General features: G+C 40.9%; 19 protein-coding genes. 10 read left to right on the forward strand and 9 right to left on the reverse strand.

All coding sequences use genetic code 11. The features are described 5' to 3' along the window. The first annotated feature begins 7 nt into the window (after positions 1-7). On the forward strand, positions 8-3,022 hold the full coding sequence (locus C9J47_RS17770) for an efflux RND transporter permease subunit (protein WP_107254689.1): 3,015 nt from the start codon (positions 8-10) through the stop codon (positions 3,020-3,022). Between the two features lie 80 nt (positions 3,023-3,102). On the opposite strand, the gene C9J47_RS17775 is transcribed toward C9J47_RS17770, so the two are convergent. Together C9J47_RS17775 and C9J47_RS17780 are read right to left on the reverse strand one after the other, a co-directional pair. Further along, positions 3,103-3,420, reverse strand: a complete 318-nt coding sequence (locus tag C9J47_RS17775; protein WP_107254690.1) for a cupin domain-containing protein — start codon at positions 3,418-3,420, stop codon at positions 3,103-3,105. Between the two features lie 118 nt (positions 3,421-3,538). Next, the gene (locus C9J47_RS17780) at positions 3,539-4,225 is read right to left on the reverse strand and encodes a chromosome segregation ATPase (RefSeq protein ID WP_107254691.1); all 687 of its coding nucleotides are present in this window, start codon (positions 4,223-4,225) and stop codon (positions 3,539-3,541) included. Positions 4,226-4,565: 340 nt separating this feature from the next. On the opposite strand from C9J47_RS17780, the gene C9J47_RS17785 reads away from it, so the two are divergent. The 6 genes from C9J47_RS17785 to C9J47_RS17810 all read left to right on the forward strand — a co-directional run bounded on the left by C9J47_RS17785 (position 4,566) and on the right by C9J47_RS17810 (position 10,645). Then, the gene (locus C9J47_RS17785) at positions 4,566-5,078 is read left to right on the forward strand and encodes an RNA-dependent RNA polymerase family protein (protein ID WP_107254692.1); all 513 of its coding nucleotides are present in this window, start codon (positions 4,566-4,568) and stop codon (positions 5,076-5,078) included. Between the two features lie 100 nt (positions 5,079-5,178). Continuing rightward, on the forward strand, positions 5,179-5,823 hold the full coding sequence (locus C9J47_RS17790; RefSeq protein WP_107254693.1) for a LysE family translocator: 645 nt from the start codon (positions 5,179-5,181) through the stop codon (positions 5,821-5,823). Between the two features lie 209 nt (positions 5,824-6,032). Then, entirely contained in the window at positions 6,033-6,920 is an 888-nt protein-coding gene (locus tag C9J47_RS17795) for a DNA ligase (RefSeq protein ID WP_107254694.1), read from the forward strand. Positions 6,921-7,363: 443 nt separating this feature from the next. After that, positions 7,364-8,530 carry a pyruvate dehydrogenase (acetyl-transferring) E1 component subunit alpha gene (pdhA, locus tag C9J47_RS17800; RefSeq protein ID WP_107254695.1) on the forward strand — a complete coding sequence of 389 codons (1,167 nt, stop codon included), beginning with the start codon at positions 7,364-7,366 and terminating at the stop codon, positions 8,528-8,530. Then, complete coding sequence (locus C9J47_RS17805) at positions 8,523-9,506, forward strand: alpha-ketoacid dehydrogenase subunit beta (protein ID WP_107254696.1); 984 nt, start codon at positions 8,523-8,525, stop codon at positions 9,504-9,506. Before pdhA ends, C9J47_RS17805 begins: the two co-directional genes overlap by 8 nt. Then, positions 9,503-10,645, forward strand: a complete 1,143-nt coding sequence (locus C9J47_RS17810; protein WP_170107536.1) for a dihydrolipoamide acetyltransferase family protein — start codon at positions 9,503-9,505, stop codon at positions 10,643-10,645. Before C9J47_RS17805 ends, C9J47_RS17810 begins: the two co-directional genes overlap by 4 nt. A gap of 52 nt (positions 10,646-10,697) precedes the next feature. On the opposite strand, the gene C9J47_RS17815 is transcribed toward C9J47_RS17810, so the two are convergent. Together C9J47_RS17815 and C9J47_RS17820 are read right to left on the reverse strand one after the other, a co-directional pair. After that, positions 10,698-11,693, reverse strand: coding sequence for an electron transfer flavoprotein subunit alpha/FixB family protein (locus C9J47_RS17815; RefSeq protein WP_107254698.1), 996 nt, complete (start codon positions 11,691-11,693; stop codon positions 10,698-10,700). Then, positions 11,693-12,505, reverse strand: coding sequence for an electron transfer flavoprotein subunit beta/FixA family protein (locus tag C9J47_RS17820; RefSeq protein ID WP_107254699.1), 813 nt, complete (start codon positions 12,503-12,505; stop codon positions 11,693-11,695). Before C9J47_RS17820 ends, C9J47_RS17815 begins: the two co-directional genes overlap by 1 nt. Before the next feature lie 213 nt (positions 12,506-12,718). On the opposite strand from C9J47_RS17820, the gene C9J47_RS17825 reads away from it, so the two are divergent. Further along, positions 12,719-14,395: an electron transfer flavoprotein-ubiquinone oxidoreductase gene (locus tag C9J47_RS17825; protein WP_107254700.1), complete on the forward strand. Its 1,677-nt coding sequence runs from the start codon at positions 12,719-12,721 to the stop codon at positions 14,393-14,395. 136 nt (positions 14,396-14,531) lie between these two features. Here the strand turns inward: C9J47_RS17825 and C9J47_RS17830 are convergent, their stop codons facing one another. The 4 genes from C9J47_RS17830 to C9J47_RS17845 form a co-directional block, all read right to left on the reverse strand. Next, a complete protein-coding gene (locus tag C9J47_RS17830; RefSeq protein WP_170107541.1) occupies positions 14,532-16,580 on the reverse strand; it encodes an alpha-amylase family glycosyl hydrolase in 2,049 nt (682 codons plus the stop codon). 439 nt (positions 16,581-17,019) lie between these two features. Then, positions 17,020-17,313: an antibiotic biosynthesis monooxygenase family protein gene (locus tag C9J47_RS17835; RefSeq protein WP_107254702.1), complete on the reverse strand. Its 294-nt coding sequence runs from the start codon at positions 17,311-17,313 to the stop codon at positions 17,020-17,022. A 141-nt stretch (positions 17,314-17,454) separates the two neighbouring features. Beyond that, on the reverse strand, positions 17,455-19,086 hold the full coding sequence (locus tag C9J47_RS17840; RefSeq protein WP_107254703.1) for a methyl-accepting chemotaxis protein: 1,632 nt from the start codon (positions 19,084-19,086) through the stop codon (positions 17,455-17,457). Between the two features lie 449 nt (positions 19,087-19,535). After that, positions 19,536-20,597: a saccharopine dehydrogenase gene (locus C9J47_RS17845; RefSeq protein ID WP_107254704.1), complete on the reverse strand. Its 1,062-nt coding sequence runs from the start codon at positions 20,595-20,597 to the stop codon at positions 19,536-19,538. 558 nt (positions 20,598-21,155) lie between these two features. Between C9J47_RS17845 and C9J47_RS17850 the strand changes: the two genes are divergently transcribed. Continuing rightward, positions 21,156-21,479 (forward strand): hypothetical protein, encoded by a 324-nt coding sequence (locus C9J47_RS17850; RefSeq protein ID WP_146150852.1) that lies wholly within the window; start codon positions 21,156-21,158, stop codon positions 21,477-21,479. A 627-nt stretch (positions 21,480-22,106) separates the two neighbouring features. Next, positions 22,107-22,463: a YibL family ribosome-associated protein gene (locus C9J47_RS17865; RefSeq protein ID WP_006230184.1), complete on the forward strand. Its 357-nt coding sequence runs from the start codon at positions 22,107-22,109 to the stop codon at positions 22,461-22,463. 94 nt (positions 22,464-22,557) lie between these two features. Here C9J47_RS17865 and C9J47_RS17870 read toward each other — a convergent pair whose 3' ends face one another. Beyond that, positions 22,558-22,734: a CCGSCS motif protein gene (locus C9J47_RS17870; RefSeq protein ID WP_107254707.1), complete on the reverse strand. Its 177-nt coding sequence runs from the start codon at positions 22,732-22,734 to the stop codon at positions 22,558-22,560. Between the last annotated feature and the right edge of the window lie 245 nt (positions 22,735-22,979).

The following is a 22,979-nucleotide window of genomic DNA, read 5'->3' on the forward strand; positions in this document are numbered from 1 at the left end:
TTTCATAATGAATGGCTTTATTGCTTATTTTGCTCAGCGTAGTTTTCTCGCGCGTATAATAACCACCATGGTGTTATTGGTGGGGGCAGCTTCACTCAGTACTCTTAAACTCCAAGAATTACCTGATATCGCATTTGAAGAAGTTGAGATTACCACTCAATACCCCGGTGCGACCGCGCAAGATGTGGAAGTCAACATTACCAATTTGATCGAGAAAGAGATCAAATCTGTCGAAGGAATTCGAAAATTTACCTCGCAATCATCTGATGGTTTATCTGCAATCTCTATTGAAATGGATGAATCTGCAGATACGGCAAAAGTGTTACGTGATATCCAACAAGCAGTTGATCGCGTAAATGGATTGCCGAAAGACGTAACTAACCCACCATTAGTGGTGCAACGTGGCACAGCTTCATTTGAAGTGCTCACATTCGGGGTAAGTCACCAAGGTGATTACAGTGAATTACAATCTTATGCTCGTCAGTTAGAAAAAAGCCTTAAAGGAGTATCGGGAGTCGGTACAGTTAGCATGACAGGATTCAATGAGCGTGAATTCTGGATTGAAATCGATCCAATCAAAGTCAGCCGTTACAAATTAACCTTTGATGAAGTGATCTATGCGGTCAATAACCGTAATTTATCGTTATCTGGCGGAATGGTTGAATCTTGGAACAGTGACCAAAAAATAGTCACCATGACGCAGGTAAAGTCGATTGAAGAGTTAGCACAAACAGTGATTAAAGTGCTTCCTACTGGTGGGCTTATTCGATTAGCAGACATTGCTGAAGTCGTCGATACCTTCGAAAAAGCCTCTCAAGAAGGGGTTATTAATGGTAAATCTGCCATTCTATTTAGTATTACTAAGGGCTCAAACGCCGATATTATTGCAACCGTCGATAATATAAAAACACTGATTGAAAACGAAAAATCTCGCATCGGTGATACCTTCTCTTTCAGCTACGGACTCAATCTAGCTGATGACATGAGTGACAAGTTTTCTATTGTATCAACCAATGGTGGCATCGGTCTCATACTCGTATTAGCCGTATTAAGTATGATTTTGAAACGCCAAATCGCTTTCTGGGTATCCGTTTCTATTCCATTCTGTGTACTTGGGGTAATGGCCATTCTGCCAATACTTGGAATGAACCTTGATAGCATAACGTTGGCAGCATTGTTACTGGTGATAGGCATAATCGTAGATGATTCAGTGATTGTTGCCGAAAGTATCTATCAAGAAAAAGAGTGTGGTAAAAGTGCACTGGAAGCAGCAATTACTGGTACGAAAAAAGTCATTAAGCCCATTATTGCCAGCTTAACAACGACTGCTTTAGTATTCATTCCCATGTTCTTTATTCCCGGCACCATGGGCAAAGCGATTGTTGTAATTCCTATTACGGTTATTGTTGCGCTGTTATTTTCTTTGGCTGAGTGTACGTATACCCTGCCCGCTCACCTTGCAAATTCACTTAATAAAACAGAAGTAAAATCCAAAACATCTGATTACTTTCAATCAATAACAAATGCTTATACTAACTTACTCACATGGTGCCTACAGTTCAAAAAAAGTATATTAGTGGCTGCCGTTATTATGCTTGCTATCGATGTGGGGTTAGTCACTAACCTCAAACTTGATATCTTTCCATCAGAATCGGCAAAGTACATTGAAGTCTACACAGAAGTTAAGCCCGGTACGCCGCTGAATAAAGTGCGTGAAGCGCATACTCTGCTTGAAAAAACGATTACTGCACTGCCTAAAATTGAACTCACCAGTTATGAGCTCACTTACAGTAGCCCTGTAAGTACCGGTTTAATTGTATTAACTAACTTTGAAAACCGCGATCGCACAGCAGATGCGATCATCAAAGATCTGAACAACAAGCTCGAAAATGTAAAAGAGCTTTCATTCGTGAAGCTGTCTGTCGATGCGGGTGGTCCTCCTCCTGGTGAGCCTGTTGAAGTGCGAGTAATGAATGGTACACAGCAAGAACGTAACGACGCTGTTTCGTTAGTAACTGGTTGGCTGAATACACAACAAGGGCTAGATAAAGTCACTCATAACGAGGCATTAAAAGACCCTCAGTTGCAGATCATTCCTCAATATGAATGGCTAGCACGTTATAACCTTACCGTGGCTGATTTAGCATCAACATTGCGCATCGCCTTTGAAGGTGACACGGTAACGTCAACATGGCTGGGCGATCAAGAAATAGACTTGCGTGTCATTCTAAAAGAAGATTATCGAACCATTGAAAGGCTCTCAACAACGAAAATCTACACCTCAGATGGTGTGAAAGTACCACTAAGCCGCCTTGCGAAAGTAGAAAACATCGAAGCTCCGCGTTTAATCCAACATTACAACGGCGATCGTGAAGTTACAATAACAGCCCAGATAACCGATGAGACACTCAGTTCAGTGGCATTAAGTGAAACCATGCTTACTGAACTACAAAGTCAATTACCCTTACAGGTATCTATTGAAATTGGCGGCGAGGCAGAAAGCACTAATGAAACCATGAGCGGGTTTGTCGTCGCTTTTCCGGCTGCAATCATTGGTATCTACTTTGTGCTGGCTATCATGTTTAACTCGCTATTGCAGCCGTTACTGATCATGGCGGTTATTCCATTTGCAGTCATTGCAGCGCTAATGGCATTGTTTGTTCACATGCAGCCAATATCTCTGTTCGCTCTGATTGGCGTACTTGGTATGACAGGTGTTGTCGTGAATAACTCATTGGTGTTAATTAACCGAATAAATGAGCTGCTTAGTGAAGGAAAAGACACCTTGATCGCAGTAATGGAAGCATCGGCAAGTCGTTTAAGACCGATCCTTCTTACATCCCTAACTACAGTCGTCGGTCTACTTCCGCTCGCATATGGTTTGGGTGGAACCGATGTGTATATGGGGCCCATGTCTTTAACACTCGGTTATGGATTACTGTTTTCACTACCCGTTGTTCTAATTGTTATTCCATGTCTATATTTGACATTCTTTAATCGAAAAGTCACGGTTATCGATTAGGGTTTTATATCTCACGTTAATAAATAGTCTGCTCCGTTGACGACTCACTCTACGGAACGGGCTATTATTCAACCCTAAAGTTAAGAGTAAAAAACAGCTAGCCAGATTGTTTCTTCTGCTGGATGTGTCCAACTCACTTTATGACGTTGATGGGCTGGAATATTCACGTAGTCACCTTCTTTTAGGTGTTGCTCTTTCATTCCTTTTTCGAAGAGAATTTTGGCTTCTCCTTTCACAACCAGCACCCACTCGTTTTCTGTTTGATCATACCAGTCGGAATCGAGGGTACTGTGCCCTTTCGAAATAATACGTTCAATCCTAACGCTATCGGTTTTAACAAGGTCTTGAAAAATTTCGGTGGGTAAAGTGGAAGGTATATCAGTTAGTAGGCTTCCCATCGTGGCATTCTTCCTTTCTCTATTGATCTCTATTCCATTGAAACGAAATTACAAATACAAAAACGGGTAAGTATATTTCAACCTTACCCGCTTGAAAAATTAGTGATACACAAGACGATTACTTAGGTAAATCTATCTCAATTTTAGAATTTAGTTGCTCTAGCTCAGCCTCAAGCGCAGTGACTTTTGCTTCCTCTGCATCAACAAGATCAAGCTTTTTTTCATATTTATCACAATCGGCTTGCGATACCCAATTCCAACTGGTGCCTGATTTAAATTCATCACAAGCTTGTTTGAATTTTTTAGCTGTAGCCTTTGCTTTATCAACATCTGATTTTGCAGTAACGACTTGTTTTTGTAATTGTAATTGTTGTTGATAAAGCTCTTTCGAGTTAGTGAGAACAACTTGTTGCTTTTTAGCCGTTGTTTTAAGCTCAACCACTTTGGTATCCAGTTTTTTCTGAGTAACGGATAGCTTCTTTTGCTTTTTATTTAGTTCAGCAATTTGGGCTTCATAATCAGCTTTTTGCTGTGCCATTTCGGTATTTTTTTGCTCTAACTGAGCGATAACTTGCTCAAGTTCTAATGATTTTTTTGTTTCCAATTGCTCAAATTGTGTTTGTTGAGCCTCTTTTTGTTGCTGTAATTCTACATTTTTTTGAGTCAGGATATCGTACTCGGCTTTCGTTGGGCCTGGATTACGATTCCAAACAGCAGTAGCCAAAACAAAGCCCAATACAATACCAAGCACTAATGCCACTTTCCATGATGACATCATGTTTGTCGATCCCACGTTAGTTGACATATTGTTTTCTTCCTCTTGAATTATTTAGAATTACATACCTATAAGTATTACGGTATATATCCATATGATAACTCTAATACTATCAGTAAGATGATACCTTTATGTCATAATAATATCTCAAATCTCTGTAAAACAATGTAAATCGGAGCTAAGTGCTAATTAATTGTTCAGGTTTTTTAAAATCATTTAAACCCTAATGTCTCATAAGTAATAGTTCCACCGTCTGAGACATTTAGCCTACCTCACACTGGCTATCTTCAAATAGTCATGATTATCAAATCGATAATACTGATATATCCCAATTAATATCAACAAACAACAAAGCAGCTAAGGCAATGTTATGATTACTGAATTAATTTTTTTAACGGTATCTGCCTTCTCAACACCTCTGCTTGAGAACTCGACTTACGAACAAGATAACACTCATTGTCGCTTAACGATCAATGAAGAAAGGCATCAAAATGATATTGTATTGGTTTTTACTGCAAGCTCTGAAATGCCGCATCAAGCGCATATCTATCATGGTATTCCGCAAGAATCCCCCTCTTCAGGTTTATTGACTCAACTCTCTTTACATCAAGATGAGTCACTAGAAAAGAATCAATACATGATTAAGCATGCACTTTATAAAGTGGTTAATGATGATATAACGATCTACTCGACAGCGATTGGTTCAGAGCAGAACAGTGCTCAAGACTTCATGAATCGTTTTGAAAATAACGGTTATAAGACCCTAGTTGCTATCGATGGAATTGAAATAAACCTGTCATTTGTCGCAGATCACCAGCAAGCACTGGCGTTTTATCAATGTGCTCAACTTGCCTCAAATGATTATGCTAGACATACAAAATAAAAGACATTCATTCATTCTGCTGATAATGTGCAAATTATCATGTTTACATTAACGTACACATAACCGTTTATTGAAAGAGACAAGTTAAAAGGATAGAACGATGCCAATAACAGAATGGATGACATTTGTTGTCGCGATCTCAATACTTACGATTACACCAGGGTTAGATACTGTACTTGTGATCCGAAATACCAGCCGAGGTGGCTGGAAAGATGGTGTAACCAGTAGCTTTGGTATTTGCAGCGGCTTATTTGTGCATGCAACGCTTTCTGCCGTGGGTATATCCTTTATCTTGGTACAATCTGCGTGGTTATTTCAAACGGTTAAAATTATTGGTGCGGCATACCTTATCTACCTTGGTATATGTAGCTTACGAAGCGGCTGGAAAGCTGGTTCTTTAGGGATTGTGTCAAATCAAATAAGTGACAATCAATTCAATATGAAGCGCTCTTTTTCTGAAGGCTTTCTTTCAAATGTGTTAAACCCTAAAACCGCTATTTTTTATCTCGCTTTTTTGCCTCAATTTATTAACCCTGAAGGTTCTGCCATTTCACAATCTTTCATTCTTGCTGGCATCCATTTTATTTTGGCAATGGTATGGCAATCATCATTAGCCTTCGTCATAGAGCGAGCAAAAAGCTGGTTAGCAAAGCCAAAAACAAATCAATGGCTTCAATCTTTAACGGGCTGTGTAATGGTCGGGCTAGGCTTACAGTTATTATTGAGCAAAAACGTTCGCCTTTAACGATCATACCCAACTACTGATAAAACCAGCATTAAATAGGCCTCACATTGTTTGCGCTAGAAATGAAAATGTTAAATCTAACATTGCCAGCTCTACCGCAAACACTGTTGATTAATACACAGAATATTTTACTCCTCTTCTCGTTCTCGCATACCGTTACTGGCGCACATTAGTACAACCAATTCTATTAGGTGAACGGAGAAGTCAGTTTGAAACTTTCTAAGCTATCAATCGCTATCGCATTAACGTCGACCGTATTTAATCCTTTTTACTCGCACAATGCGAATTCAAATACACTGATGCAAGCGAAGCACTTTGATCAAGCCAATTTCCTCGATTCACCCACACTCAAAACACGCGAAGATATTACCGAATACTTAGTCAGTGAGAAATTAGACGGTATACGTGCGTATTGGAATGGCAAAGCCTTACTGACACGTAGTGGCAAAAACATTCATGCACCCAATTGGTTTACTGGCTCATTACCCAATACCGCTTTGGATGGCGAATTGTGGATAGCAAGAGGGAAATTTCAGCAAGTTGCCCAAACAGTATTAGATCACAAACCAAATGACGATGAGTGGCGTTCTATTAAATTTATGGTATTTGACCTCCCCTCGAACTCTGCACCTTTTGAACATCGCTACCAGCAATTACTTAACGACATTAATTTGACTCAGATTGCACACGTCAGTATTGTGCAGCAAAAAGTCGTGACAGATATAACAGCATTAGAAATGCAGCTAAAACTGTTAGATGAGAGCAACGGTGAAGGGTTAATGCTACACCATCGCCATAATGGCTATCACCCTGGGCGAAGTGATCAATTATTAAAACTCAAATCCTATCAAGATGCAGAAGCAACTGTTATTGGTTACACAGAAGGTAATGGTAAATTCGACAATAAGATGGGCGCTTTATGGGTAGTCACACCAGATGACATTACGTTTAAAATTGGATCTGGCTTTAAAGATTTTGATCGTGAAAATCCCCCCGCGGTCGGTACAACCATTCTCTTTCGATATAATGGCGTAACAAACAGTGGCATTCCACGATTTGCACGGTTTATTCGAATACGTGATGATCTCGATATTTAAATAATAAGTACTTCTAATCGTAAACACAGCGATATTATCAATATTTCACTCGTTATTAGCCTAAATCTCAACATCATAATCTTGCGAAATTAGGTTAAATAGCAGTGATTGTTTTCAACAACTGCGGTCCACCGTTTTAAAAATCCATACTTTCGTCTGTTTCCACTGACTGTACGCTTTAGTTTACTGATAACATTATCATAATCGCGAGCAGGATTTAACATCTTAGTTACACTTAACATATCTGGTTATGCCAAGATTTTTCACTAGATAGAGTGGTGTTAACAGCAAGATCATGTATCGCTAAGAACATACCCAGAACAGAACTTCAGATAATAACCATGAATAGCGATGCTAAAGCCACATAATTCACGGTATCACCTTTGGCGTTTATACGTTATTTGCTGCCTTCTGCTGAAGCGTAGCATCAGAAGGAGCTTGAGATGAATGTTCAGGCATTACCCATGCATCGATTCATAGACCACCATGGTAACCTCGTTAGCCAGCTTCCAGCTTGGGCTGATCAATCAATATTGAAAGGGTTTTACTGCGACATGGTATTAACCCGAACTTATGATAATAAAGCGGTAGCCCTTCAACGTACCGGTAAGTTAGGGACTTACCCCTCTCACCTTGGCGCAGAAGCCATTGGCATTGCGATTGGGCGTGCTTTACGAGCCGATGATGTGTTCATCCCTTACTACCGTGATATGCCAGCAATGTGGGCGCGTGGTATTGCGATGGAAAAAAACCTGCAATATTGGGGGGGGGATGAAAGAGGCAGTGATTTCAGTGTTACAAACGATCAAGCATCTAGCAATGCACCTAATAGCACAGCACCCAACAGCATAGCGCAATCACCAGCCCATTCACCCAATCATTCACATTGCCGAGACTTGCCCTTTTGCGTTCCTATCGCCACACAATGTACCCATGCAGTGGGTGTTGCATCCGCATTAAAAATTGAAGGTGGTCACAAGGCTGCATTGGTCACCTGTGGTGATGGCGCCACATCAAAAGGTGACTTCCTCGAATCAATCAACTGTGCAGGTACGTGGAATATTCCACTGGTTTTTGTCGTGAATAATAACCAATGGGCAATCTCTGTACCACGACGCCTTCAATGTGGTGCTGATTTCTTATCAGAAAAAGCCAAAGGCGCTGGTATTCCAGGGTTAACGGTTGATGGTAATGACATCGTCGCGATGTTTGATGCGGTACAAATTAGTTTAGATCGCGCACGAAAAGGAAAAGGAGCAACGTTAATTGAAGCCATCAGTTACCGATTAGGCGACCATACTACCGCTGATGACGCGAGTCGCTACCGGAGTGAAGATGAACTTCATGAAGCATGGGGGTTCGAGCCTATTAGTCGTTTAAAAACCTATCTAATGCGTCAAGGCTTATGGTCAGAGCGAGACGATGAACAATGGCAAGAACATTGCCAAGAGGTGGTAGAACAAGCCGTTGAACGCTATCTAAACATCCCTGTACAAGCACCCGAAACTGCTTTCGATTTTCTTTATGAATCCTTAAACACCGAGCTGCATCAACAACGTGATGAATTAATCAATAAAGCAATGCGCATGCAAGGAGGCAAACATGGCTGATATGACGTTACTTGAAGCGGTGAACCTTGCTTTACATCATGAGATGGAACATGACCCCAAAGTGGTTGTATTGGGTGAAGATGTCGGCGACAACGGCGGCGTATTTCGCGCAACGGTTGGGCTTAAAGCTAAGTTTGGTCTCAAGCGTGTTATTGACTCGCCATTAGCCGAAGCATTAATTGGTGGCGTTACGGTTGGTATGGCATCACAAGGCTTACGACCCGTTGCAGAATTCCAATTTCAAGGTTTTGTTTTTCCCGCGATGGAACACCTTATGTGTCATGCTGCACGAATGCGAAATCGAACACGAGGTCGACTTACCTGCCCTGCTGTTTTTCGCGCTCCTTTTGGTGGTGGTATACACGCACCAGAACATCATTCTGAAAGTATTGAAGCCTTATTTGCTCATATTCCAGGGTTTAAAGTCGTTATTCCATCGTCACCTCAGCGTGCATATGGGTTATTACTTGCCTCTATTCGTAGCAATGACCCCGTCATGTTTTTTGAACCGAAACATATTTATCGAACCGTAAAATCAGATGTAAACGATAACGGTAAAGCCTTACCCCTAGATACGTGTTTCACGCTGCGCAAAGGTCGCGATCTCACCTTGGTCACTTGGGGGGCATGTGTTGTGGAATCATTACAGGCAGCGAGCACTCTTTCTTCACAAGGTATAGAAGTTGAAGTAATTGATCTCGCGAGTATAAAACCTATCGATATGGCAACAATTATTCATTCATTAGAAAAAACAGGCCGCCTGCTTGTTGTGCATGAAGCGAGCAAAACCTGTGGTGTAGGTGCAGAAATTTTAGCACGCACAGCAGAACACGCGATGTGTTTATTAAAAGCACCACCGAAACGAGTAACGGGAATGGATACCATCATGCCTTATTATCGCAATGAAGATTTTTTCATGATTCAGGAAGAAGACATTGTGATAGCTGCGCGAGAATTAGTGGAGGGTTGGAAATGAAGTCATTTATGCTACCTGACCTCGGCGAAGGGCTAGCCGAATCTGAAATTGTTGAATGGCATGTTAAATCCGGTGACGTGGTTAAAGTTGATCAAATCGTTCTTACCGTTGAAACAGCCAAAGCCACCGTCGATATTCCCGCCCCTTACAGTGGAAAAATCATCAGCCGTTACGGTAAAGAAGGTGATGTTATAAATATAGGCAGCCTATTACTAGAAATTGAAGAAGTAGGCGCAACTGCGCAATCAACTACAGCCGCCAAGAAAGAAGATGCTGCAACTGTGGTCGGTAATGTTTCACATCAAAGCCATCACGTTGATATCGATGACTTTTGGGTTGGAAGCGATCAAAATACCACTCATGAGAATATTATTACTGCAATGCCCTCTGCACGATTATTAGCACAACGATTAGGCGTTGATTTACACGGTATTCTAGGAAGCGGACCTGACGGTTTAATTATCGATGCCGATATTTATAATGAATGCGATAAACAACTACCAGGCACTGAAGTACTGAAAGGTGCAAGGCGAACCATGGTTAACACGATGGCGGAATCTCACCATAATGTTGCTGCGGTTACCATTACAGAAGAAGCCTTATTAGCTGATTGGTTGGCCAATGAAGACATTTCTATTCGCTTGATACAAGCCGTTATTAACGCCTGCCAACAAGAGCCCGCCCTTAATGCATGGTTTGACGCTGAAACAATGACGCGCTGTGTTCACAGTACCGTTAATGTTGGTATTGCTGTCGATAGTGCCCACGGTCTTTATGTACCAGTATTACGCCATGCTGACGAATATAGTCCTAAAGGAGTTCGGCAATGGTTAGATAAAACCGTGAAAGGTATTCGAGAACGAAGGATTGGTCGGGAGCAGCTACAGCATGCCACTATAACGTTATCTAACTTTGGTGCGATTGCGGGTATTTATGCCACTCCGGTTGTTTCACCGCCTCAAGTCGCCATTGTGGGTGCAGGTAGGATAATCGAAAAAGTAATCATAAAAAATGGACAACCGATAGCGGTTAAAGCAATGCCCTTATCGATGACATTTGACCACAGGGCTTGTACGGGAGGCGAAGCCGCGCGTTTCATAAAAGCATTGGTTGAACACTTACAACAAGCCACAGTTTAGCTTAAAAAAGCAGGGTATATAAAAAGCGGCAATATAGCCGCTTTTTCTCTGCTTATACTGAGCGAATCAATTCAGGCATGATCTCAAAAAGATCTCCCACTAGCCCATAATCTGCAATTTGAAAAATAGGTGCTTCAGGATCACTGTTGATTGCAACAATCACTTTTGAATCTTTCATGCCAGCTAAGTGCTGAATAGCACCAGAGATACCGACAGCGATATAAAGATCAGGCGCAACAATTTTACCCGTTTGTCCGACTTGTAAATCATTCGAAACAAAACCCGCATCAACAGCAGCACGTGAAGCACCAATAGCGCCTCCCAGTTTGTCTGCAAGCTGTTCAACGAGTGCAAAACTTTCTTTACTGCCTAACCCTCGCCCACCAGAGATAACAACGCTAGCCACTGGTAATTCAGGTCGTGCACTTACTACTTTCTGCTGCGATACAAATTCGGACGATTCTGCCGGAATATAATTATCTAACCGCTTCATTTCAATGCAGAAGGCTTGAGGGGGCGCGACACTGTCACTTGTGGTGATTGCATCAAATGCTGTACTGCGAATCGTCATCACTTTAATTTCGTCGTTAGATTTCACTCTTGCTAACGCATTGCCAGCATAGATAGGACGAACAACAACGTCTGGTGATTCTATGGCAATCACATCCGACAACTGCCCCACATCCAATAAGGCAGCAACACGTGGCGTTATATTTTTACCAAAGGTTGTGGCTGGCGCTAATATATGCGAATAGTCATTGCCAATATGTTCTTTACAAACATGAACAATTAAAGCCGACACATTTTCGGCTAATAAGTGTTGATAAACATCTGAATTAACCACTAGCACATTACTAACCGCACTAATATGACGGATTGATTCAACCACTGATTCGCAATTAAAGCCAATAACTAATACCGTGACATCCACTTGTTTATTTTCAGACATTATCGTTGTTGCAGCATTGATGGTTCGTAATGTATCAACTGACACTGATTTATTATCATGCTCTGCAATAACAAGCGTTGCTAATTTTTTCTCGCTCATTAGATCGCTCCTATAACCTTGGCTTCATTTTTCAGCTTTTCTATCAGATCCGATACGCTATTAACCATCACACCAGCGGCTCGTTCAGGCGGTGACATTACATCAAGTATTTCTTGATGCTGAGTAACAGCCACACCTAACTCATCTGGTGTTATCACATCTAACGGTTTTCGTTTTGCTTTCATAATATTGGGAAGAGAGGCATAACGAGGTTCATTTAAGCGCAAGTCAGTACTGATAATTGCAGGTAGATTCAGTTTTACCGTTTCAAGACCACCATCAATTTCACGAGTAACAAGTACGGCATTACTCTGCCCATTCGATTCAGATACAATAGGCTCTTCAGATACAGGAAATTCTTCTGACACAACGGTCACTTCTGATGCGAATGTGCCTTGAGGGCGCTGCGTGATGGCAGCTAGCATTTGCGCCACTTGATTGTTGTCTGTATCAATAGATTGCTTACCCAATAATACAATTCCTGGGTCTTCAATCGCCATAACAGCTCGCAGTAATTTAGCCACAACGAGAGGTTCTGGTGAAGATGGCATATCAATATGAATCGCACGGTCGGCGCCCAGTGCCAATGCTGTTCTCAATTGTTCCTGACAGCTTATATCACCGACTGATACCACAATAATTTCTTCTGCATGCCCTGCTTCTTTTAGCCTGACCGCCTCTTCTACCGCTATTTCACAAAAGGGGTTCATCGTCATTTTTACATTATTGGTTTCGACACCTGAACCGTCACTCTTAACCCTAACCTTTACGTAAGGGTCAATCACACGTTTAATCGCTACTAATACTTTCACAATGCCTTCCTTTTTAAATTGGGATGCTGTTCGTGTAAGCCTTAATCCTATTATTTATCACTGTCGGTGTTTTTCAATGTTGTTTATCAAGATTGTTGTTTGGCAGGTATACCGCGCTTTGATAGGTTACCTTTTGAGCCTAGTTTAATTTACGTTTACGTCAACTGGACTATATTTAATGTTATGTCAGTAATGTAGGGACAGGTTTACAGCATGGATAGAGAATACATGGCATTTGATGTTGTGATTGTTGGCGCAGGTCCTGCTGGCTTGGCTGCCGCTTGTCAGCTTGCACAGCTCAACCAGAAAGCAAATAAAAAAGGACAAGACATTAGCATTTGTGTTGTCGAAAAAGGCGCAGAAGTCGGTGCGCATATTATCTCTGGTGCGCTATTTGAAACCCGTGCATTAGATGAACTCTTCCCTGAATGGTCAACAATGGGCGCCCCACTCACTACACCAGTGACTGACGATAAATTCATTTACCTAACTAACCAACATAATCATCTGATTGTTCCACATTTCCTCACACCACAGCCTATGCATAACACAGATAAAAACCATGTAATAAGTTTAGCCAACTTATGTCGCTGGCTCGCCCAGCAAGCTGAAATGCTAGGTGTGGAGATTTTCCCAGGTTTTGCCGCTGCCAGTATTAATTACGACGCAGCTGGCGCTGTGACTGGTATTAATACGTCTGATATGGGGCGAGATAAAAATGGCGCCCCTAAAGTGAATTTCGAAGCGGGTATCGAACTGAAAGCAAAATACACAATCTTCGCTGAAGGATCGCGAGGGAATTTGGGTAAACAGCTGCTCGATAAGTATCAGCTAGAGGCCGGTAAACAACCTCAACACTATGCATTGGGGCTAAAAGAAATATGGGAAGTGCCTACAGATAATACTCAATCTAATGCAGGTAATGTTATTCACGCAGCAGGTTGGCCTTTAAATGAATCGAATACGACTGGCGGTGGCTTTCTTTATCATTTAGACGGCAATCAGATCGCTGTTGGGTTAATCGTTGATTTGAATTACAGTAACCCTTATCTAAGCCCTTTCGATGAATTCCAGCGACTAAAAAAACATCCTGCTTTCAGTAAGCACCTCAAAAGTGGACTGCGTATTTCTTACGGTGCGCGGGCTATTTCTAAAGGCGGATTATCATCTTTACCCAAACAGCAGTTTCCCGGAGGCTTGTTAGTAGGTTGTGATGCAGGCACATTAAATGTAGCCAAGATAAAAGGCAGCCACACTGCGATGAAATCAGGCATGCTAGCGGCAGATGCTATATTCGAACAATTACGATGTGGCAATGCTCAAACCGAGCCGGACTATGACTTGTTATTTCAAGCGTCTTGGCTGTATCAAGAGCTACAAGAATCACGTAATTTTGGGGCAGAGTTACACAAGTTTGGTAGTTTGTTAGGGGGTGTACTCGCTACCTTTGAACATAATGTATGGGCATCTATTTTTGAGCGTAAAACGCCTTGGACAATAATAGATCAACAAGCCGATCATGAGTGCTTAAAAGATATCGCACAGTGCCAACCAATTTCCTATCCCAAGCCTGATGGTATACTGAGTTTCGATAAGCCGTCATCGGTATATTTATCAGGCACACAACATGAAGAAAATCAGCCTTGCCACTTAGTACTCACCGATAACAACATTCCTATTCATACCCATTTACCACGCTATGATGAACCCAGTCAGCGCTATTGCCCCGCAGGCGTCTATGAAATCATCACGGTCGATGATAAACCTAAACTGCACATCAACGCAGCTAACTGCGTACATTGTAAAACCTGCGACATAAAGGATCCGTCGCAGAATATAACTTGGCATCCACCAGAAGGTGGCGGCGGGCCAAATTATCAAAATATGTAATAAAAAAGGAGCCCATGCATTATCAATGCTAGGGCTCCTTTTGAACTTATGCTTCATTAATAAATTAAATGGCAAAAATATAATCTAGCTGTTTAATTTGGTTATTTCATGATTAAAGCACCGTTGCTATTACGACTTACTGGCACTTAGATACCATGATGTTTTCTGGTAAACCGTTATCAGTAAACTGAATACTCCAAACGTACTTACCTGCCTCAGGTAACATTGCTGCGGTATCTTTTCCGTAGCCACCAGCTTTAAGAATATTTTCGACACCCAGCTTCAATTCTAGGCCTTCAGCAGTATATTGTGACGACCAATCTTTACTTGCATACTGCATACGATAGCCACCTGCCTTTTCATCGACAACGGCTTGGTAAGTATTATTGCCCTTGTATTCGAAAACACGGTTATCTTTATGCTTCCAGCCTGCATCTGCAAAATCACCGACTACGTACAATGTCTTACTAACAGGTCCTGCTTCATCAAGCGTAGGGTTATCACACTGCGCCATAAAACCTTCGCCAGTCATCATCACTGCCGCTTTTGTTGCTGTCGCGCCGACAGCCGAAGGAACATCAACTTTCAAGAAACGGGCAACAAAACCATTTAATGGAATTTGATACTTACCTGAACTAACAGAAAATCGTTCGCCAGTAATTAAATCGACTAAATCACCTTCTGATCCTACTTTTGATGCGATCAGTTCGATGTTATTTGATTGGGATTGCGTGCTCACCATGTACAGTAAAACATCATCACCAGACTGTTTATAATCAACATAGACAGAATCATTAGCCAGTACATTAACGCGTTCACCTTGTGATAATGCAGGGTGTGCAGCACGAAGGTTCATCAGTTTGGTCACATACTTTTTCAGATCTTTTTGGCTAACACTCAGAGAACTATCAGACGATGTTGTAACACCCTCTATTTTTGCAGTTGAACGTGCAACATGATCATCACACAAGCCATTAATAGCACAGGTTTCACTTGGTGCTTTGCCGGCGAAATCGTCGACTTGATCGCCAATTTCATCACCGTAATACAAGGTAATAGGGCCACTGTATGCAGCTTGGAAAGACAATGCGGCTTTATGACGCTGCCAGTATTCATCGTCATTAACATCTGCAATATTGCCACGCTGTAGCAAATCACCAAAACGAACCAAATCGTGATTACCTAGCATAAGGTTAGGTTTAGCATCTGCTGGATAGAGACTATGTAATGACATACCTTCATTTAACCATTCACCGCCCTTTCCGCCATTGCCGTTTTCATTTACAGCAAATGTTTCAACAACACGGTAGCGCACAGGGAAATCGAACGCAGAACATAGCGCAGGGTTTTCAGCAGAACCGTAGCCTGTCTCATTAATGTAGTTTTCGTTATTCCAAATTTCAGCCACCATGTAGCCGAGAGGATTAACCGTTTTGCCATCAGAGTTTACATATGTAACCGATTTCGAGGCTTCATCAACACTTTTACGCAGCTCAGTCCATGCATCGGTAGGCACTTGATATGCTTGGTCTAAACGCCAACCATCAATCTTTAATTCTGTTATCCAGTATGTCGCCACTTCTTTATAAAACGCCATACTTTCAGGGTAACTAACCGGGTTACTCTCGCCTTGAGGTAAATTACCTTGAGGTGATGCGACAACGTTATCTTTATGGTGTCCGAATACACCATCAAAGAATACATATAAACCACGCTTATGGGCTTCTTCGACGAGTTCTTTCGCTTTTTCCATCGAACCAAAACGTGGATCTATCGCAAAGTAGTTACTTGCAAAATACCCAGTGGCATCCAGCCTGTCAGCCCAGTGGTTCTGCCCTTCTACAGGAACAGAATCAAATATAGGTGTTAACCAAACCGCATTCATTCCCAAAGATTGGATATAGTCGAGTGAATCAATAATGCCTTGTAAGTCACCTTTGTGATGGCTAGTTCCATAACCAGTACCATGACCAATACTGTCATCGCCATTTACAAAGCTTTCAACCATCACTTGATACATACGTAAATCATCAGTTTCTGCTGATGTTGATACATTACAAGCGTAAGGCGTTACGTTACCAAAAGATGGATCGGGTGAAGTCGATGAACCAGAACTACTGCAAGCAGATAAAGACGCCGCTATGGCAAGTGCAAGGCACGTTTTTACGTTCTGTTTTAACTCCATATTCCATTTAACCACGATGTTCTCCTTGAATTATTATTATGTGTATATCCAAGTCACCTCAAGATGCAGGATTCAGAGTGATCTCAGCGTGTTTAATTCAAGGAAAATATGTGTAGGAATGGCATTTCCTTTCAAACACATTTGACACAGAAGTAGACATGCTGAATCATTCCCGAAGAGCGAGTTTTATTGGGCTCTATGCGGTGTTACTTATTTTCAACGTAGAACCACTAGGTCTATAAATCAGCGCCTTGCTTAGATCCCAATAAATTCTCGCTGAAACGAGCAGCTTGAGGTAACTTGGGTATCGTGATTATTTATTAATCACACAGCATTGAGACCATCCTTAGAATAATAATTTGAGGCGTAGGTTGGGGGGAGTAGAGATCTGCATCACATCTTTCTTACATTATTGTTTTACAATATTTTTTTACTTATTCTATTTCGATGAATAACACCTAAGAACTTCTACAACCTCAACGGTATAATGCTTATACCATTTATTTTGACCTAACTTTTGTGCGACTAAATGTTCGGCATTCTGCTTCCACGCTTTAATGTGTTCGAGGTTATCCCAATAAGATATCGCGATTTCTTGGCTACCTTCAGCAGTGGCTACAAACTCAGTACAACCATATTCTCTTATGGCTAAATCACGCATTTTCGCTGCCATTTTGGAATACTCATCATCAAACTGATTGATCTCGGCTTTAAATATAACGGCGTATTTCATGGGTTATCCTTAATCCAAAGGTTAATTTATATTATAAATTCACAGTTAACCGCAATTGATTTATTAGACAAAAAAAAGAGATCAAATGATCTCCTTTTTCTTATTTAAACAGACTTAAATCTTAGCTTATGTAGATTGATATTACACTTTAAAGCGTGACAGTGACGTTTTCAACATCGTTGCTAATTGTGCTAACTCAACACTTGACTGCGCCGTTTGTTCAGCCCCCATTGCCACTTCACTTGCTGATAAACTCATGCTTTGAATATTGCGGCCAAGCTCTTCAGTTACCGAATCTTGTTGGCTACACGCACTTGCGATTTGAATACCTGTATCAGCAACCTTCATCATGGTTTCTTCAATGATTTGAATCGATTGGCCCGTTTGAACACTTTGCTCTACACAAATACGAATCTTCGAACAACTTTGACCCGTCGCACTCTTCGCATGGGCTGCACTTGCTTGTAGCTTCTCAATAATATCAACAATTTCACTGGTTGATGTTTGAGTACGGCCCGCAAGAGAACGAACTTCATCTGCTACCACGGCAAAACCACGGCCTTGCTCACCAGCACGCGCAGCTTCAATCGCTGCGTTCAATGCCAGCAAATTTGTTTGATCAGCAATACCACGAATTACTTCAACCACAACACTGATGTTGTTTGATTCACGCTCCAGCTCTTCAACTAACTCACCCGCTTGCTCAATATCACGAGACACGATTTGAATTTGTTTGATATTAGATTGAACGTCTTGATTACCTTGCTTCGCTTCTTCAGACGCTTCTAACGCAGAAGTAGAGGCCGTTTCCGTATTATTTGCAACTTCTGCAACGGTTGCCTTCATCTCTTCCATTGCCGCAGCTACGGTTGTAATGTCTGATTGTTGCTGTTGCATACCACGAGCCGATTGCTCAGAGATCGTACTCATTTCTTCAACTGCTGCAGAAAGTTGAGTTACCGCAGAAATAGTATCTTCAATTAAGATTCGTAGCTGGTTTTGCATTTCGATGTTGGTATCAGCCAATACGCCTAGCTCATCATTACCAATTTCTTCGCGTTGAAGGTAAAACGTTAAATCGCCAGAAGCTATCGCTTTCGATTGTTCAACAACTAAGTTCAAAGGACGACAAATCTGACGAGCCAAGAAGAACGTAATAAATACCATGAAAGCAATCAACGCAGTGAAGGACACTTTGGTTATTGTGGTTACATTACTGACGCTACCTATAATCTCCGTGCGATTACTAGCAACAAAACCTAAGTTAATATCAACTAACGCATCCATTGCAGTACCTACTGCATCAAACTCATCAAGCGAACTAACTAACTCTTGATGAGCTTTATCAAGATCCCGGCTTTTTACCATTTGCTCAAAATTATTAAATATACTTAAATAATCTTTCCATGCCATTAATACGTAATCAAATATTCGACGCTCTTCTGTACCAGCTACGGTAGCATCATAGCGACTTAGCATACCTTGAATTTTATGTTTAGTTGCAGCTTGACGAATAAACAACGCATCTAACTTAGAATTAGATTCTTTATATGTGAGGGCCGCATATTGACTACGACGCAACACTGACATTTCAAAGTACATAGCTTCAACTGATAACACACTTGGAATCGTAGAATCCGTAAAGTTAATTACATCTGACTCTACTTTTTTTAACTCTTGGAATAGGAACATAGCAAACGCTATCATAACTAATCCGATCGCTGAAAATACAACGGCAATTTTTTTACGCACTGCTAAATTTTTATAACTCATGTTTATAAGACCCTTGGATAATGTAATAACTCAGTCCATGAGTATTGCTATTATTTGAGTTAATATTAACTCATTCTCTATTTAACAGCCGATAACAGAAAACAAAATAAAATAAAACAGCGTAAAAGTCACACTTTTTTCATAATGAAAAATCGAATAAAAATAAGACGTTGTACAAACATCACCCACGCAAACCATTGCCAATATATATGTAAGTATAAAAGACGAACGCCTCGCAGATATAACCAACAAAAGTCTGCTCATCTTATTTCTAAAAAGAATTAATTTATTTATAAGCGAATATTTCCACCACCTAGCTTTTAAACGGCCTTATTGCTAGAAGGCAAGGGATTACTGACATCACAAGGTTCACATTTCTGCGAACCCTATAAATATTACTTTATGATACAGCTCAAAGGCTCTGCCTTTTAACAGCTATATTGGTTTATTCACAATGCTGAAATCGCAGTATTGAAAAAACCATTCGCACGTAACCAAACCCCATCAGGATCTGAATCATCAGAAAGGGTTAATAAATGCGGTAATAACTGTTCAGCAAAATCTTCACTGCTTTCTTTCGGTAATACCGTCGGAAGGTGATCCACCGCTTGCACTTCAATGCCTGCAATTTTAGATTGAACAATCGGTTGAGTTAACTTTGTACACGCAGCATAGATTCGGATTGGATTATCTGGGTTATTAGGATCGCAGCTAACATCACTGACTATACTTAGTCGTGGCGATGTTCCCAAACTTTCAGGTGTAATAAATGGCGCAGTACCCGGGGCTAAATATGCGCAATTAACTAAAATATCAAAATTGTTAATGTCAGTGAAAGGTCCACCCGCTTTGGTTTCATTGATATCCCATTGCACCGCTTCAATACCAATATCTGCAAATAAATCAACGGCACCTCGACCACTACGACCATACGCGCCAATAACCAACGCGGTTGGCTTTTGTGGTAGTTGCGTTATTAACAGCTTCAACTCAGTTAGGTAAACATCACGATTTGGGTAGCTATTTACCGCAGGAAACGTTGAATCACAGTTCAACCGATGACAGTAACCCGCAAAACCAATAGCTGCACCTACATAACCCGCCCAGTAACCGAATGCGCAGACCCGTCGACCATTAATATCTTGTAAGAATTCAAGGTCTAATATTTCACCTTTTCCTTGGTCAAAACGCGCTAAAACTTGTGGGGCTTCATCTTGGCCTTTGTAAGCATGCGCAAAATATATATGTTTGTGCTGTAGCGGGAAATCGTCTTCTGGTAGTTCCTTAAGCCCTAGAATATACGCATTCTTTGGTGCAGTTACCCAACTATGCCCTTCAACCAGTTCACACCCTGCAGCAAGGTATTCAGCATCTGCGAAAATTCGTGTTGAGCTTTTTTCAACCATAACGACTGCACCAGTTTGGATCAATGCAGATGCCCCTGTTGGAGTAAGCGCAGCTCGACGCTCACCTTGTTTTACTTCATCTCTTAACCAAAAAATTGTTTGCATATGATGTTCCTTATCTTATACCTGAATCGAATTTGTTGTAAATTCCGCAAACATAAAACCAATGCTGGCTGGCTTAAACAGCCGTTAATATGGCTGAAGGGAACTGGGGGCGACACTTAAAGCCAGTACAACATGCTGGGTTGTAAAAGCCAACAATAAAACGCCCACTTCGGAAGTGACTCTTAGCCGTTACTACAATGGCATTCCGGCTTCGTCTGGTTCTGTCCCCCCCCTGTTTTAGTATCCAAGATCAAATCGAGTAACTTTGAGACAAAGCCGACTTTGATAGTCGCAAAATTTTACTCATACATTTATTGCAACAATAAGCGTTAATGGTTATCATTTGCACCTAGGGCCCGTTACTTGAGGTTAAAATGAGATTTTTATTCATGCTTGTATTGTTAGCTCTATCCAGTGATAGCATATTCAATGCAAAAGGCAGCTTGCAACAAGCTAGGGAAGAAAAACAATAGCATCATATCTATAAGACCAAACATGGAATATTGCTTTTCAGGGTTTGCATCAAATAGATTCTTTAATCTTACAAATAATGTAGTAATGGCGCTCTATAAAGAAAACCTTGCAGGGGGCTACATTGTCAGAATCTCACAAAAATTCTTACCTGCAATTTTGGTCCCAGCCATTATTGGTGGTGCTACTGGTATTGCTGGAAGTATTGGAGATTCTATCATGGACGGTAAGGAAATATGCGTATCAGATGTGATAGTAACCGCGGTTTCTGGTGTAATTACTGGTGCAGCGGTTCCAATAATGACCCCTGGGATAATAGGAGGTATTGCTGCCACTGGTCTTGGTGTATCTGCAAAGGGAATGTGTACCAGTTGTCACCTAGGCAGCAACTGTGGGGACGGTAAGCAATAAAATGATATACATATCTTTTATACTTTGCTTCATAGTACATGGGTTTATTGTAAAGGCTGAGATATATAAGCAGGTTTTCAATTTGAGCCTAATTTCATTGATCACAATTTACCTTGGTGATAATTACGCCATCCTTGGCTTATTGGGCTCCGCTGTATCGATGGCTATAAACCCATTAATCAGCAGGAAAGCAGCACTTATGATTTATTTCGTAATTCCAGCATTTCCGATAATAATCTTCATTTAAATATCCTCAAACCTTATTAGTAATCAGAATTTAAGAAATAACACCGATCGAGTCTTTCAGAAGATTTATATGCATTAAAGGAGACATGGCTTTCTCCTTTACCTGCTGTTCACATTGTATTGGTTCCAGATGCAACGCCGCATCCGGCCTTGTCTGATAGCGCGATAAAGAAAATATCGGAATCATTTCAAAATAATGCTATTAGATAGTCGTAATTCTTTAGTTTTTTAAGATTTATTCACGCTATTTTCATACTGAAACCAAAGGTTTGTTACTGACAGTGGAAGTTGCTGTTATAATGGGGGCAGGCCAACACTGTTATGCTGACTTCTAATGTCACTATAGGCAGATGTTGTGAGTGTAGATTTTAAGGTAACAGCATGAATTTAAAGCAAGAACTTCAACAAGTAAGCAACAAGCTAGATAAAACTAAACGTAAACTAGCTGGTGCAGTAGACCGCGGTGATAAAGCAATTGCGGCTAAAGCTAAGTTGGAGCTAACTAAGTTAAACAATCAAATTGCTAGCTTAAAGACAAAACAAGCACGTGATGTTAATCAACAAGGCACTGATGTTAAGTCAATGGCTTTCAAACGTGCTTTAACAAAAGCAGAACAAGCTGACATGGGCAAACTGAAAAAGTCTGTTCGTGGTTTAGTTGTTGTTCACCCAATGACAGCACTGGGTCGTGAGATGGGTCTTAAAGAAGTAACTGGTTTTGCACCAAAAGCTTTCTAATCTATTGTTATCACGCTTTGCGTAAATAATAGATTTTTGTGCTGTATCGCTCTGTTTCGACGGGTATACAGCACAATCGTTTTGCCTTCTTTACCTACGAACATGATCCGCAACAAAAGCCCGGCTCACCATGCTTTCCTTTTTTCTTTGTTTCTTCCTGCGTAGCGTCAGCATTTGTAGCTGTTGCTTGTGAAGATGCTTCTATACCTACTTTTTCCTGCTCTGCTTTGCTGTCATCTTTTTTGAAAATTTTCTTAAATGATAAACCCATAATAACTTCCTCGATATAAATGACGTAATAACCAATCTTTAGCTAAGTCTTCTTAGCTCCGACCAATAAGGTGTAATTTAAATGCATGTTATTATCTGTAGCCGTCTTAGTCAATACTTCAATTGATAGAGGTATAACTCATTAACATTTTCTATAATTAATTTACTCGAAATCTCCCTAAAAATATGGCATCTTCTGCCTCTTATATCGTTCTTGATAAGTAGATGGTCATTACATGACGGAGA

The sequence above is a fragment of the Photobacterium indicum genome, from assembly GCF_003026215.1.
Classification (GTDB): Bacteria; Pseudomonadota; Gammaproteobacteria; order Enterobacterales; family Vibrionaceae; genus Photobacterium; species Photobacterium indicum.